Annotated in this window: 13 protein-coding genes; 8 read left to right on the top strand and 5 right to left on the bottom strand. The window is 61.2% G+C overall.

From position 1 onward, the window contains the following. Window positions 1-6 precede the first annotated feature (6 nt). From aroB to NQ490_RS11790, 6 genes are read left to right on the top strand one after another with little or no spacing between them, the layout of a single operon-like run. The gene (aroB, locus tag NQ490_RS11815; RefSeq protein WP_007046003.1) at window positions 7-1032 is read left to right on the top strand and encodes a 3-dehydroquinate synthase; all 1026 of its coding nucleotides are present in this window, start codon (window positions 7-9) and stop codon (window positions 1030-1032) included. A gap of 44 nt (window positions 1033-1076) precedes the next feature. Next, window positions 1077-2207 (top strand): chorismate synthase, encoded by a 1131-nt coding sequence (aroC, locus tag NQ490_RS11810; protein WP_259951325.1) that lies wholly within the window; start codon window positions 1077-1079, stop codon window positions 2205-2207. Between the two features lie 6 nt (window positions 2208-2213). Further along, window positions 2214-3473: a shikimate kinase gene (locus tag NQ490_RS11805; protein WP_007046001.1), complete on the top strand. Its 1260-nt coding sequence runs from the start codon at window positions 2214-2216 to the stop codon at window positions 3471-3473. A 34-nt stretch (window positions 3474-3507) separates the two neighbouring features. After that, on the top strand, window positions 3508-4524 hold the full coding sequence (aroF, locus tag NQ490_RS11800) for a 3-deoxy-7-phosphoheptulonate synthase (protein ID WP_007046000.1): 1017 nt from the start codon (window positions 3508-3510) through the stop codon (window positions 4522-4524). Beyond that, window positions 4521-5810 carry a 3-phosphoshikimate 1-carboxyvinyltransferase gene (aroA, locus tag NQ490_RS11795; RefSeq protein WP_007045999.1) on the top strand — a complete coding sequence of 430 codons (1290 nt, stop codon included), beginning with the start codon at window positions 4521-4523 and terminating at the stop codon, window positions 5808-5810. The genes aroF and aroA overlap by 4 nt, the downstream gene beginning before the upstream one ends. Window positions 5811-5828: 18 nt before the next feature. Next, a complete protein-coding gene (locus NQ490_RS11790) occupies window positions 5829-6683 on the top strand; it encodes a prephenate dehydrogenase (protein ID WP_007045998.1) in 855 nt (284 codons plus the stop codon). Window positions 6684-6717: 34 nt separating this feature from the next. On the opposite strand, the gene NQ490_RS11785 is transcribed toward NQ490_RS11790, so the two are convergent. The 4 genes from NQ490_RS11785 to NQ490_RS11770 are packed head-to-tail and all read right to left on the bottom strand — an operon-like array spanning window position 6718 to window position 10614. Then, window positions 6718-7398: a DUF6320 domain-containing protein gene (locus tag NQ490_RS11785; protein WP_007045997.1), complete on the bottom strand. Its 681-nt coding sequence runs from the start codon at window positions 7396-7398 to the stop codon at window positions 6718-6720. Continuing rightward, on the bottom strand, window positions 7395-8645 hold the full coding sequence (locus NQ490_RS11780; RefSeq protein ID WP_007045996.1) for a hypothetical protein: 1251 nt from the start codon (window positions 8643-8645) through the stop codon (window positions 7395-7397). The genes NQ490_RS11785 and NQ490_RS11780 overlap by 4 nt, the downstream gene beginning before the upstream one ends. A gap of 30 nt (window positions 8646-8675) precedes the next feature. After that, window positions 8676-9656 (bottom strand): alpha/beta hydrolase, encoded by a 981-nt coding sequence (locus NQ490_RS11775; RefSeq protein WP_007045995.1) that lies wholly within the window; start codon window positions 9654-9656, stop codon window positions 8676-8678. 22 nt (window positions 9657-9678) lie between these two features. Next, window positions 9679-10614 (bottom strand): hypothetical protein, encoded by a 936-nt coding sequence (locus NQ490_RS11770; RefSeq protein ID WP_007045994.1) that lies wholly within the window; start codon window positions 10612-10614, stop codon window positions 9679-9681. A 197-nt stretch (window positions 10615-10811) separates the two neighbouring features. Between NQ490_RS11770 and NQ490_RS11765 the strand changes: the two genes are divergently transcribed. Both NQ490_RS11765 and NQ490_RS11760 read left to right on the top strand, forming a co-directional pair. Then, window positions 10812-12221 (top strand): MBOAT family O-acyltransferase, encoded by a 1410-nt coding sequence (locus tag NQ490_RS11765; RefSeq protein WP_007045993.1) that lies wholly within the window; start codon window positions 10812-10814, stop codon window positions 12219-12221. A 13-nt stretch (window positions 12222-12234) separates the two neighbouring features. After that, window positions 12235-13305: an alginate O-acetyltransferase AlgX-related protein gene (locus NQ490_RS11760; protein WP_007045992.1), complete on the top strand. Its 1071-nt coding sequence runs from the start codon at window positions 12235-12237 to the stop codon at window positions 13303-13305. A gap of 38 nt (window positions 13306-13343) precedes the next feature. Here NQ490_RS11760 and NQ490_RS11755 read toward each other — a convergent pair whose 3' ends face one another. Next, window positions 13344-14129, bottom strand: a complete 786-nt coding sequence (locus tag NQ490_RS11755; RefSeq protein WP_007045991.1) for an IclR family transcriptional regulator — start codon at window positions 14127-14129, stop codon at window positions 13344-13346. Between the last annotated feature and the right edge of the window lie 57 nt (window positions 14130-14186).

Here is a 14186-nt window from a genome sequence, read left to right as displayed (position 1 = left end):
CGAAGCATGAAACTGACGATGCAACTGAAAAGCCGCAGCTATGACATTATTCTGAAAGCGGGCTGTCTTGCCAACCTGCATCAGTTCACCAACGTAGAGAACCGCAAGGTATTTGTTCTGACCGATTCCGGCGTGCCCCGGCAGTATGCCGAGACCATTGCCGCCCAGTGTCCCCATTCCACGATCTATACCATTCCCCAGGGCGAGGGCAGCAAATGCCTGAAAGTCTACGGCCAGGTCCTGCAGGCCATGTTGGAATTCGATATGGACCGCAAGGATCTGCTGGTCGCTGTAGGCGGCGGCGTGGTGGGCGATCTGGGCGGATTCTGTGCCGCCAGCTATATGCGCGGCATCGACTTTGTCAACTGCCCCACCACCGTGCTGGCTCAGGTGGATTCCTCCATCGGCGGCAAGACCGCTATCGACCTGGGCGAGACGAAAAACATCGTCGGCGCCTTCTGGCAGCCCAAAGTCGTGCTGGTGGATTTTGATACCCTGGCTACCCTGCCCCACCGCCACGTGGTCAACGGTCTGGCAGAGGCCCTCAAAACCGGCCTGATCGGCGACGCCCAGCTGTTTGCCCTCTTCGAGAGCAAGGACCCCGAGGCTCAGATCGAACAGATCGTCTACCGCAGCCTGAAATTCAAGAAGAAGATTGTGGAGCAGGACGAGCGGGAGGGCAGCGTACGCGCCTGCCTGAACTTCGGCCACACCATCGGCCACGGCATCGAGGCGGTCCGGGGCATCCGCGGCCGCCGCACCACCGGACTGTACCACGGCGAGTGCGTGGCGCTGGGCATGCTGCCCATGATCGAAGATCCCGCCCTGGTCAAACGGGTGCGGGCCATCTACCGCACGCTGGGCCTACCCACCCGCACCGGCGCCAACAAAGCCAAAGTGCTGGAATATATGCAGCACGACAAAAAGACCCGCGGTGATCACATCACCGTCATCAAATGCCCGGGCCTGGGGTGCTGGCGGGCCGACACCATCTCCACCACCGAACTACCCCAGTTGCTGGGCATGGAATAATTTCTCTGCGGCGGATCATTTCTCCGCGGAAAGGACCCTTCCTGATGAAAAACACCTTTGGCAACGCGATCAGCCTGACCATTTTCGGGGAAAGCCACGGCCCTGCCGTGGGGGCGGTGCTGGACGGCCTTGCCGCCGGTCTTCCGGTGGATGAAGCTGCCATCGCCGCCGCGATGGACCGCCGCCGCGCCCGCGGCGACGGTCTTTCCACTGCCCGCACCGAGGCCGACGCCGTGGAGTTTCTCTCCGGCGTATACCAGGGCCATACCACCGGCACGCCGGTCACGCTCATGATCCGCAATCTGAATACCCGCAGCGGCGACTATGCCAAAACCGCCGATCTGCTGCGCCCCGGCCACGCCGATTTTACGGCCTACGCCAAATATGAGGGATTTCAGGACGCCCGGGGCGGCGGACATTTTTCCGGCCGGATCACTGCGGCAGCAGTGGCCGCCGGGGCCCTGTGTGAGAGTGTGCTGAAGTCGCTGGGCATCCGGGTCTACACCCACATCGCGGCCTGCGCAGGCATCGAGGATGCACCGCTTTCCAGCGCCGCCGGGCTGGTGATGCCTGAACCGGAACCCGGCCATTTTGCGCTGCTGGATCCCGGCAAGGAAGCCGCCATGCAGGAGGCCATCCGGGCGGCCGGCAGTGACCGGGACAGCGTGGGCGGCATTCTGGAGACCATCGTCACAGGGCTGCCCGCCGGGATCGGCGAGCCCTGGTTCGACAGTGTGGAAAGCGAACTGGCTCATCTGATGTTTGCCATTCCCGCCTGCAAAGGGCTGGAGTTCGGCGCCGGGTTCCGGTTTGCCAGCATGCGGGGCAGCGAGGCCAACGACCCCTTCACCATGCGGGAGGGCAGGATCGTCACCGCCACCAACCGCAACGGCGGTATCAACGGCGGCATCACCAACGGCATGCCGCTGGTCTTCCGCACCGTTATCAAGCCCACCCCCAGCATTTACAAAGAACAGCACACCGTGGATTATCTGGCACAGACCGATGCCACTCTGCAGATCAAGGGCCGTCATGATCCCTGCATCGTACCGCGGGCAGCCGTGGTGCAGAATACCCTGACCGCCTTCGGGCTGCTGGATCTTCTGACGGTGCGTTACGGCACCCTGGCACAGAAGCACGGCCTGCCTGAATCTCATTCTGAGGAAAGGATGTGAACCGCTATGGAACACAAGTTGTATGGTCTGATTGGTGCCAAGCTGGGGCACAGCTATTCCAAAATCATCCACGAGCAGCTGGCCGGATACCAGTATGAGCTGATGCCGCTGCCTACGGAGGCCGAAGCCCGCGCCTTTATGGAGAAGCGCGCTTTTTCCGCCATCAATGTGACGATTCCCTACAAGCAGCTTGTCATCCCCTACTGCGATGTGATCGACCCCAAGGCCAAATCCATCGGAGCGATCAACACCATCGTCAACCGGGACGGCAAGCTCTACGGTTACAATACCGATTACGCCGGATTTTCCTATCTGGCCCGGGTACACGGCGTGGATTTTGCCGACAAGACCGTGCTGATCCTCGGCACCGGCGGCACCCATTCCACAGTGGAAGCAGTCTGCCGTGATGAGGGTGCCCGAACGATCCTGTCCGCCAGCCGTACCGGAAAATACGGTGCCCTGACCTACAACGAGGCCATGCGCCGGCGGGATGTGCAGATCATCATCAACACCACCCCTTGCGGCATGTACCCCAACGTGGGGCAGTGCATGCTGGATCCCACGGCTTTCCCCGCCCTGGAAGCGGTGCTGGACGTCATCTACAACCCGTTCCGCACCGAACTGCTGCTACGGGCCGAGGAACACGGCATCAAGACCGCCGGTGGCTTTGAGATGCTGGTAGCCCAGGCGGTCTACGCCGCCCAGCACTTTACCGGCCGGTTCTACGCCGTGGACAGCGTGATTCCCACCGCCAGCCGCCGGCTGCAGCATCAGCTTGCCAACATTTCGCTGATCGGTATGCCGGGATGCGGTAAATCCACGGTGGGCGCCGCCCTGGCCAAACGGCTGAACAAGACCTTAGTAGACCTGGACGAGGAAATCGAGCGCCGTACCGGCAACAACATTCCCGACATCTTCGCCCATGAGGGAGAGGATGCCTTCCGCCGCTACGAGGCGGAGATCCTGGCCGACATCGCCAAAGGCACCGGGCAGGTCATCGCCTGCGGCGGCGGCGTCATCAAGACGCCCGCCAACGTTCACGCCATGCGTCAGAACGGCTGCGTGCTGTGGGTCCAGCGTCCGCTGGGCAAACTGGCCACCAGCGGACGGCCGCTGTCCAAAGGCGGTGCCGCCCTCAAGCAGCTGCAGGCCGAGCGCACGCCGCTCTACCGTGCTGCGTCCCACGCGGTGCTGGACAATTCCGGCCCGCTGACGAACACCGTCGAGGCTGCCGTACGGTTGTTTGAATCGGATATTGCACTGTGATGTTGTATAAATTTGTGAGAAAGAGGTTTCCTTCATGATTATTTCCACCAAAAAGGGTACGCCGCAGGCGGAACTGGACCGCATTATTGACAGTTTTGAGAAGCAGGGACTTTCGGTCACGCTGATCCGCGGCACCGACTATAACGTCTTTGGTCTGGTGGGCGATACCACCAAGATCGCCGAAAAGGACGTGCTGGCCAATCCCTGGGTCGAGAACGTCACCCGTGTTTCGGCCCCCTACAAGCGGGCCAACCGCCTGTTCCATCCCGAGGACACCATCATTGACGTCAACGGCACCAAGATTGGCGGCCAATCTCCTATCGCCGTCATGGCCGGTCCCTGCAGCGTGGAAGGCGAGGAGCATATGATCAAGATGGCCAAGCTCGTCAAGGCGGGCGGTGCCAACTTCCTGCGCGGCGGCGCCTACAAGCCCCGCACCAGCCCGTACTCCTTCCAGGGTCTGGGCACCGAAGGCATTCTGGACCTGGTCAAGGCCCGGGAAGCCACCGGTCTGCCCATCGTCAGCGAGCTGATGGACGAGGCCCACATTGACGAGTTCGAGGAGTACGTGGATGTGGTGCAGATCGGCGCACGCAACATGCAGAACTTCCAGCTGCTGAAGGCCGTGGGCAAGATGCACAAACCGGTGCTGCTCAAGCGCGGCCTGGCCAATACCATCGAGGAGTGGATCATGTCCGCCGAGTACATCATGGCCGGCGGCAACGAGAACGTCATCCTCTGCGAGCGCGGCATCCGCACCTTCGAGCGCGCCACCCGCAACACGCTGGATCTGTCGGCGGTGCCGGTGGTGAAGGAGAAAACCCATCTGCCCATCATCGTGGATCCCAGCCATGCCACTGGTGACTACAAGTATGTGGAGAGCATGGCCATCGCCGCCGTGGCGGCCGGTGCCGACGGTCTGGAGATCGAGGTACATGACAATCCACAGTGCGCCTGGAGCGACGGTGCCCAGTGCCTGAAACCCGACAAATTTGCCGAAACCATCGCCATGTGCCGCAAGGTGGCCGCGGCCATCGGCCGGGAGATGTGAGCGTGGATGCCCGTCTGTACGTCAGCCGCCTGAGCGGTTCGGCCACCGTGCCGCCCAGTAAAAGCGCAGCCCATAGGGCGGTGCTCTGCGCGGCGCTGGCCGACGGCGTGAGCCACATTACCAACATCGAATACAGCCAGGACATCCGGGCCACCCTGGGAGCAGCCGCCCAGCTGGGCGCCAAGATCCAGGAGGAGCCGGATTCCCTGACCATCACCGGGCGGGGCAACGCCAGCGGCTTTGTCACGGTGACGCGGCCGGTCTTCTGCAACGAGAGCGGCTCCACTCTGCGGTTCATGATCCCGCTGTTCAGCCTGACTGCCCAAAAAGTCCGTTTTACCGGCAACGGGCGTCTGTTTGACCGGCCCCAGGCAGTCTACCAGATGCTGTTTGACCGCCAGGGGCTGCGGTTTGAGCAGGCCCACGACGGCATCACGATTTTCGGGCGGCTGCGGCCCGGTGGTTTCACCCTGCCGGGGGATGTATCCAGCCAGTTCATCAGCGGCCTGCTGTTTGCCACCCCGCTGATGGAGTCGGAGAGCACCATTGAGGTATTGGCCCCCTATGAGAGCCGTTCCTACGTGGATCTGACCATCGCGGCCATGCAGCAGTTCGGCATCAAGGTGGCCTCCCGGGCGCGGAAGAACGGCAGCGTGCTCTACCGCATTCCGGCGCCCCAGCGCTACATCGCCAGCGACTTTGCCGTGGAGGGCGACTACAGCCAGGCCGCGTTCCTGGCTGTGCTGGGCTGCGTGATCGGCGGCATTTCGGTGACCGGACTCAACCCGGCCAGCCAGCAGGGCGACAAGGTCATTCTGGAGATTTTGCAGCGCTGCGGCGGCAAGTTCAAGGCCGTGGAGGGCGGATACAAGTTCTCCCGCAGCCTGCTGCGCGCCACCGAGATCGACCTGGCTGACTGTCCTGACCTGGGACCGGTGCTCTTTACGCTGGGTTGTTTCTGCAGCGGCGAGACCGTCATCCACAATGCGGGGCGGCTGCGGCTGAAGGAATCCGACCGCATCGAGGCCATGCAGACCGAGCTGAAAAAGATGGGGGCCCGCATTGAGGTGGACGGCGACGAGGTGCACATCACCGGTGTGGCGCTGCACGCCCCCAACGCACCTCTGTCCGGCCACAACGATCATCGCATCGTCATGGCACTGGCCGTGGCTGCCTGCGGCTCCGGCCTGCCGGCACTGATCTCCGGCGCCGAGGCGGTAAACAAAAGCTGGCCCGCTTTCTGGGATACCCTGCGCTCCCTGGGGGCCAAAGTGGAATTTGACTAAAGTTTGGGCGTGAGTACTATGTTGGACAAAAGCAAAACCTATCTGATCGTGGGGCTGGGCCTGCTGGGCGGCAAATACGCCCAGGTGCTCAGCCAGAAAGGCTACCGCGTGACCGGCATCACCCACAGCCAGTCCACGCTGGACTATGCCCTGCGCCACGAGTATATCTGTGCCGGAAAGACCGCGGATTTCGCCGATCTGGTGCAAGAGGCCGACTGCGTGATCTTCGGCCTCTACCCCACCGTGCTGCTGGACTGGATCCGTTCCTACGGAGATCTCTTGCAGCCCGGCGCCCTGGTGACCGACGTGTCCGGCGTGAAGCGCGGCGTGGTGGAACCGATCCAGGAGATGCTGCCCCAGGGTGTGGAGTTCATCGCCAGCCATCCCATGGCCGGGCGGGAGACCAGCGGCATCACCCACAGTGCCGAGGTGGATTTTGCCCCTGCCAACTTCATCATCACCCCCACGGTTCGCAATACCCAGGCCGGTATCGACTGGTGCCGCGACCTGGCCGAAACCCTGGGCTTCAAGCGCATCAGTGAGCTGACCCCCGCCGAGCACGATCACATGATCGGCTATGTGAGCCAGCTCTGCCACGCCATCGCCGTGAGTCTGATGTGCGCTTCGGACAACTCGGAGCTGGCCTGCTACACCGGCGATTCCTTCCGGGATCTGACCCGGATCGCCCGGATCAACGACAAAATGTGGGCAGAGTTGTTCCTGTGGAACAAGGACAACCTGATCTCGGAGATTGACATGTTCACCAATGCGCTGCTGGATATGCGCAAGAAGCTGGTGGAGGATGACCGGGAAGGGCTGGAGGAGATGTTCCGCCTGTCCACCAAACGACGGGAAGCCTTCGACAAGCGATAAAAAAATCCCTGTGCCTGACAAGGCACAGGTTTTTTTACATATGCAGGCGTTTTTCCAGTTCGCTGCGCAGGTTGCGCCCCTGGAAGATGATCAGGCCCAGGCAGGTCACGGCGCTGATGATCAGGCAGATGACCCAGGGGATGCTGTGGGCATCGATACGCCCCGTCCCCACCCGGAAGAGCAGCAGCAGATAGGGCAGGATGCCCACACCGATGTTCAGGATCATATACACCAGCGCATTCTGGGTGAAATGACTGCGCCAGAAGGCAAAGATAAAATTGCACACCAGCGTGACGCTGCAGAGAATTGGGATGACTATATCCAGGCTGTACCCGGTATAGCCGTTGTACCAGTCGGTGAAGATGAGCAGCGCCGACACCAGCAACAGCAGCGAGAACACCTGCCGCGGCCCGTTGTAGCGGCGGCGCAGCAGCCCCCGCAGTACCAGCAGCGCCGCCACCACCCAGACCAGCATCAGCAGGCTTTCGTGGTGGTGCGGTTCCGGCACCAGCAGAAAGTCGATGGCCATAACCACCATCGTGGCGGCCAGCAGCACAAAGGCAACGATCTTGAACAGCAGACTGAACCGGCGCACCTGGGGCGTGATCTTGGGCCACCAGGGGGCCTCATCGGGGCCGGACAAGCGGTTCTGGCAAAGCGGGCAGTAGGTGGCATTGCCGCCGATCTCGATATGACAGTGCGGACAGGTCTTCACTTTTCCACCTCCGTTGCATAGAGCGTCACATGCAGGCCGTCGGCGGCCAGCCCCCGGTAGAATCGCCGCAGCACGTTGGTGCTGCGCAGCGCCGAGGCCGTCCCCAGCACCAGGTCATCTCCATAGGAGCAGACGCAGGTAAACAGCCCTTCACAGCTGGAGAACGCTGCGAATTGCCGGATAAAGGGCCGCAGTTCTTCGGCCACATCCACCCGCCCCATGTTGGAGAGCACCGCCGTGACATGCTTGTCCTCCAACCGGGTGAAAAAGCGCACCGCCATGTTCTTGATGAACAGCGGCACCGGGCGGATGCCCGGCATATGCTCCAGTTTTTCGTATTCATCCATCTGGGCTTTGATGTTCTCGGGATGCAGGATCTCCTTGAGTTTGGCGTCAAATACCGGCGCCACCGTAGCCAGCGTGTCGCCGTCTGTCAGGGTATGGCTCACATACACCGAATTGAAGAAATTGCGCGCCGTCTCGCTGGGATAGTAGTTGCGCAGATTCACAGGCAGGCTGATGGAAATGGGTTTGCGGCGGTCCATCGCGGCCATCTCCCCATAAACGGCCAGCATCAGGGAGGCCCCGAGATAGCTCGTCAGCGACACACCCAGCGTGCGGGCCCGGGACAGTACCTCTTTGGCGCTGAGATGCCCCTCGAAATACTGGAGCTGATCGTAGGGCAGCCGTGCTCCCCGCAGATGGTAGGCCTTGGGCAGCTTGGCCGGACTGGCGCGGCGGGTCCCCTCATAGAAATTCTTGAAGCTGTCCTGGGCCAGATCCGCCTCCGAGGCCCCGTTGGGGGTGGGCACATTCTCCAGCGTACCGGGATGGCGCAGCACCAGATAGTTGCGCACCAGGGATTTCAGAAACAGAAAACCGCCATTGCCGTCGGTCATGGCGTGGAACATCTCCAGGTTGATCCGCGCGCCAAAGTAGCTCACCCGGTAGATGAGCTGGTTGCGGCGCTCCGGCACATAGAGCGGTGCACAGGGTTCCTTGTTTTCCAGCTTGGCCACCGGCAGCTGGTCGGTGGATTCAAAATAGTGCCAGAACAGACCGCGGTGCAGCGTGACCTGAAACTGCGGCCATTCCTGGGCCGTGCGTTGCAATGCCTCGTTGAGGGTATCCGGGTCTACCTCTTCCGTCAGGGTGCAGGAAATCCGGAAGACCCGCGGATCGCGGCGGGTGGTGGTGGCCAGAAACACCTTGGCCACATTATCAACTTTGTACCATGCTTGGGACATAGGACTCCTCGTTTTCTGGGCGTACAGCGGTCACATCAGCCGCTGTACGAACCGCCCGGCAGCCTCCATCGCCACCTCGGCGCGGTGAATGGGCATCTGCTGGAATACATGCCAGCACTCCTCGTACACTTCCAGTTTGGCGTATCCGCCGGCCTTTTGCAGGGCTTCGGCCAACCGTTCGCTGTCGGAACGCAGAATTTCATTGGTTCCCACCTGGATCAAAGCGGGCGGCATGCCGCGCAGGTCGGCAAAAAGCGGGCTGTAGCGCGGATCCGCCCATTCGGCATTGGGTCCGGCATAGGCGGCCCGCACCGCTTCCACATATTCCAGGGTCAGCATGGGATCCAGATCCTTACAGGTGCGGTAGCTCTTGCCGCCGGCCGTCATGTCGGTCCAGGGGCTGAACAGAAGCAGCCCCCGGGGCTGGGCCCGCCCCTGGGCCTTGAGTTTGAGGCAGAGCTCCAGCGCCAGGTTGCCGCCGGCGGAATCCCCCGCCACGATGACATCCCGGGCTCCGTAGCCCATATACATCATATAATCCCACATGGCCAGTGCGTCCTGCAGCGCCGCCGGGTAGCGGTGTTCGGGCGCCAGACGGTACTCAAAGGAGAGCACATCAAACCCCGTACAGAGCGCCAGCTTGCTGGCAAGGATCCGGGCATACCCCAGCTGACCGCAGGTATAGCCGCCGCCATGGCAGTAGAGCACCGCATGGCGCCGGTCATGGCCGTGTTCCAGGCTGACCCACTCGGCGGGCACCTCTCCCACCGTCAGGCCGTCGTTGCGGATGCCCAGGGACGGCGCCACCAGTCTTCCGAACAGCTCCTGGGCCGCCCGTTGGTGTTCCAGGTCCTCCGGGGAGGTGGAGGTATTGTCGGTAACGCTGTGCACCGCCTTGATGGCACGCATCATGGGCCCCAGCTCGTCGGCGCTCTGGCCGCGCTGGGGGATCAGGGTCTTGATGACGGTTTCCAGCCGTTGGGTCAGGTCTTTGGGGGTGCGTCGGGACATAGGTTCTCCTTTTTACCACGATTTAGCTCAGTTTAACCAGAATCCATACCCATAAGGTTTTTAAAAATGGGGGACGTGCAGCAGGCAAACAGCAAATTTTACGTATCTTCTCCATTGACGGAAAGTTTCCCGTTTTTACATACTGATTATAAATCAATTTAAGCTGTCGTTCCTTGGCAGCGCCGGGCAAATGTAAAACACAAACGGGATCCAAAATATAATTTGTGCAGACAAAATAAAAATGCCAGCCCAGCCAGTATCGAAAAATATAGGCGTTGGCCGCCCGCACCGGCTCCCCGGCCAACAGACTCCGGTAGGCCGCACCGCACCAGATAGCTTCGTCCCCTTCTCTGGGGGTGATGTCTGCCGCCTGCAGCTCAGCAAAATAGTCACAGCACCGCTGCAGAAATACTTGTAACCGTGCCTTGCTGCCCGCCACCAGTTCACCACCGAAGTGGGTCAAAACATGAGGTGCTCCTTCGGGGCAGACTTCATCATAAATCCGGGAAATGGCCTGTGCCATCCCCTGGCTGGCCGCGTGGGGCGTCTGATACAGCAGCACGGCCTCATCGGCCTCCCGCCAGAGATCGTCCAACGGGTATTGGGTGTAGGTGTCCAGGTCCAACATGGCCGCCCGGGCGAAATCCCGATGGGCCAGCACCCACTCCATGGCGCAGAGCTTATAGTAGGCCAGCGCCCAGTTGGTATCCGCCGGGACACGGTAGGTTTCGTACGGGCAGTCCCAGACTTCCACCCCCGCCGCCGTCAGCTGCCCCAGATAGGGCTCGGGCAACGGCGCATTGGTCACCAGCGCCACCGTACAGTTGGGGTTCTGTACTTTGGCGCTGCACAAAGCCACTACCGTACAGCGATCATATGCTACTCTGCCACGGTTTTGTCCCTCCCCTTCGCGGTAGCCGTCCAGTGTGGCAAAGGCACCGAAAATCAGGTTTTCCATCGCGGGCCTCCTCTATTGTACAGATAGTATTATTATAGTCGCTTTTCTGTGCCTTGTCTATGGCCGCCGCGATGGGCCACGGGGTACCTTCCGCGAAAAAAATGCCTGTTTCTGTCGAATCCTGCCTTGCCGAATCCGCTGCGACGCCGTATAATGGAAACAGATGTAAAATTTTTATGAAAGATGCAGGTCCCTGTATGGCATTTTCCTCGGTACAGTTTCTCTTTGTATTTCTGCCGCTGACGCTGGCAGTCTATTACCTTTTGCCCCGCTTTGCACGCAATGCCGTGCTCTGTCTGTTCAGCCTGGTGTTCTTCGCCTGGTCCGGCCTGCGGGGTGCCGCCCTGCTGGTGGGTCTGGCGGCCCTCAACTGGCTGGGAGGTCTGGCCCTCAAGCGGATTCCTGCCAAAAAGGTGCTGCTCACCCTGCTGATCCTGGCGGATCTGGGTGTGCTGGCGGTCTTCAAATATGCCGGTTTTGCCGCCGAGAGCGTCAACGCCCTCTTTCCCGGCCTGCTGCCGGTACTCTCCCCCGCCCTGCCCCTGGGCATCAGCTTTTATATCTTCACCGCCATCGGTTACTGCATTGACGTAGCCGCCGGGCATGTGCAGCCCGCGCGCAGTCCTCTTCGTTTTTTTGTGTTTCTCGCTTTCTTCGGCCATGGTCCCTCCGGCCCCATCGTCCGCTACGGCCAGCAGGCCCCTATGCTGGACCCCCGGGCGGAGCCCCGCCGCGTCACCGCCGACCGCTTCTGCTACGGCATCAAGCGCTTCATCTTCGGGCTTTCCAAAAAGGCTCTCATCGCCGATCAGATTGCCCTGATCTACCAGCGGGTGACCTCTGTGCCCGCCGACACCGTCCCTGCCCCCATGCTGGTGCTGGGGTATGTGGCCTACATGCTGCAGCTGTATTTTGACTTTTCCGGCTACAGCGATATGGCCATCGGTATCGGCTGCTTCTTCGGGCTGGACCTGCCGGAAAACTTTGACTACCCCTACCTTGCCAAAAGCGTGGGCGAATACTGGCGCCGGTGGCATATTTCCCTGTCCAGCTGGTTCCGGGATTACCTCTACTTTCCCCTGGGCGGCAGCCACTGCAGCACCCTGTGTACCTGCCGCAATCTGGTCATCGTTTTTCTTCTGACCGGTCTGTGGCACGGCGCCGCCTGGCAGTATGTGGTCTTTGGCCTGCTCCACGGCTTGCTGCTCTGCCTGGAACGCCTGGGCTTGCGCCGCCTGCTGGAAAAGCTGCCCGGTGCGGTACAGCATCTCTACACCGTGGTTGTGCTTTGGCTGACCCTCATCATCTTCGGTGCGCCGGGCCTGGGCCAGGGGTTGGGCGCTTTAAGCGGTATCTTCCACTGGCAGAGCGGTGCCCCCGGCTATACGCTGGCGGCCTTTACAGACACCAAGTTGCTGCTCCTGCTGGCGGCAGCCGTGATCCTTTGCGGTCCGCTGCAGGCCCTTTTCCCGCGGCTGAAGGAAGCCCTGTATTCCCGCGAAACACCGGGCCTTCCCATGATGGCGGGGCTGCTGGTGCTCTTCTTTTTCAGCCTCATGCGGGTGACCGCCGGCACCTACAGCGCTTTTATCTATTTCCAGTTCTGAGGAGTGTTCACCCATGAAAAAAACAGCGCAAACCATTTTTATTGTGATCTTCTGCGCGGTACTGGGGCTCTCCTTTGCCGTGTTCAACATCTTTTCCAAGCAGCTGTCTATGGACAGCCATGAAAACCGGCTGATGACCGGTCTGCCCCAGGTCCTGCAAAGTCCTCTGCGGGAACTGAGCAAAAACCTGGACAATTTCTTTGTGGACAACTCCCCCTTCCGCTACCAGTTTGTCCTGCTGAATGCGGGGCTGGACTACAAGCTCTTCGGCAGCAGCCAAAGCGATCAGGTACTGCCGGGCAAGGACGGCTGGCTGTTCTACAAGGACGGCCCCACAGCGGCTCAGCCGGTGGCCAACTACCAGGGTTTGACCAGCCAGGAGGACAGCGAGGAGACCCTGGCCCACGCCAGCGCGGCGTTGCAGATCCTGAGCGACGACCTGGCCGAAAACGGCTGCACCCTGGTGCTGGATCTGACCCCCAGCAAGGACCGCATCTACCGGGAATATATGCCCGACGGCTACCCCATCGTCAACGAGGAGAACCGCACCGACCGGATGGCTGCCTACCTGCAGTCCCACACCACGGTGCCGGTGGTCTGGCGGTATAACACCCTGCGCAGCCAGGCAAAGCTCCACCCCGACCGGCTGCTCTACTACAAAACCGATACCCACTGGAATGCGGTGGGCGCCCTCATCGGGCTGGACGGTATTTTTGAAGCGCTGGGCATGTCCACCCTGGCCCCGGAAGAGTACCCCGTCCAGGCCAGCGGCACCACCACCGGCGATATGGCCAACGTGGCGGCGCTCTATGCTGTACTGCCCCCTGAGTCCTCCTACGAGGTACCCGGCTACGACACCCTGTTTGAGAAGGATGACCGGGTGGTGCGGGTCATCGGCGATTCCTTCAGCGAATACTATATGCCCTATCTGGAAAGCCGGTTTGCCGGCTGCTGGCGCGAGCATATCGATACCTTTGACCCCATTGTCGCCGAACAGCCCGGCTGCGACATCCTGATTCTGGAATTCAATGAGCGCAGCCTGGATACCATGCTCTCCATCCTGTCCAACTTCTATCCTGCCTAAAGAGAAAAAGGGCTTCCCTCCCGGGAAGCTCCTTTTTGTTATTCGTGATTTTCTGCGCTGCGCATCGCAATGCCCAAGTCCGCCAGAATATCGGTGCGGGAGTCCAGCGCCATGGCCGCAATCCGCCGGATGCGTTCCGGGGTCATATAGGGGGTCAGGCCGCTGATGGAGAAGGCGCTGTCCGCCCGGCCATCCGGTCCTGGAATGGCCACCGCCACGCAGCGCACCCCCAGCTCGTTCTCCTCGTCATCCACCGCGTAGCCGTTGGCACGCACCTCCTGGAGCTGTTCCTGCAGATGGGGCAGATCCGCCACCGTACGTTCCGTCAGCTTGCGGGGCCGGCTGTGCGCCCATACATCTGCCACCTCCTCGGCGGGCAGCGTGGCCAGAATGGCCTTGCCCACCCCCGTGCAGTATAGCGGGCTGCGCAGTCCCACCCGGCTGGACATCCGCATGGGACCGTTCTCTGTTTTATAAATGTAGACGATGTCCTGCCCGTCCCGGATGACCAGATGCACTGCCTCGCCGGTGCGCTGAGCCAGACGTTCCAGATGTGCTTTAGCCACCCCCATAATGGCCATACTATTGACGATGCCGCTGGAAAGTTCGAACATCTTCAGCGTCAGGCGATACCGCCCGGTGGTCTCCTCCTGGGAAACGTACCCCAACCCCACCAGACTGGCCAGCAGCCGGTGGACCGTACTCTTGGCCAGGTCCGTTCCCTGGGCCAGACTCTGCAGGCTGGCCCCCGCCGGGTGGGCTGCCAGCAGCTCGATCAGTGCAAAGATCCGCTCCACACTCTGCACGCCGTTCTTTTCCGCCATAAGATCGCCCTCTCCCCAAAATTTAACAAAATATTCACATTTTCGTCGTTGGCGGCT

The organism is Subdoligranulum variabile (assembly GCF_025152575.1).
Classification (GTDB): domain Bacteria; phylum Bacillota; class Clostridia; order Oscillospirales; family Ruminococcaceae; genus Gemmiger; species Gemmiger variabilis.
This window is presented reverse-complemented; position numbering and strand designations above follow the sequence as displayed.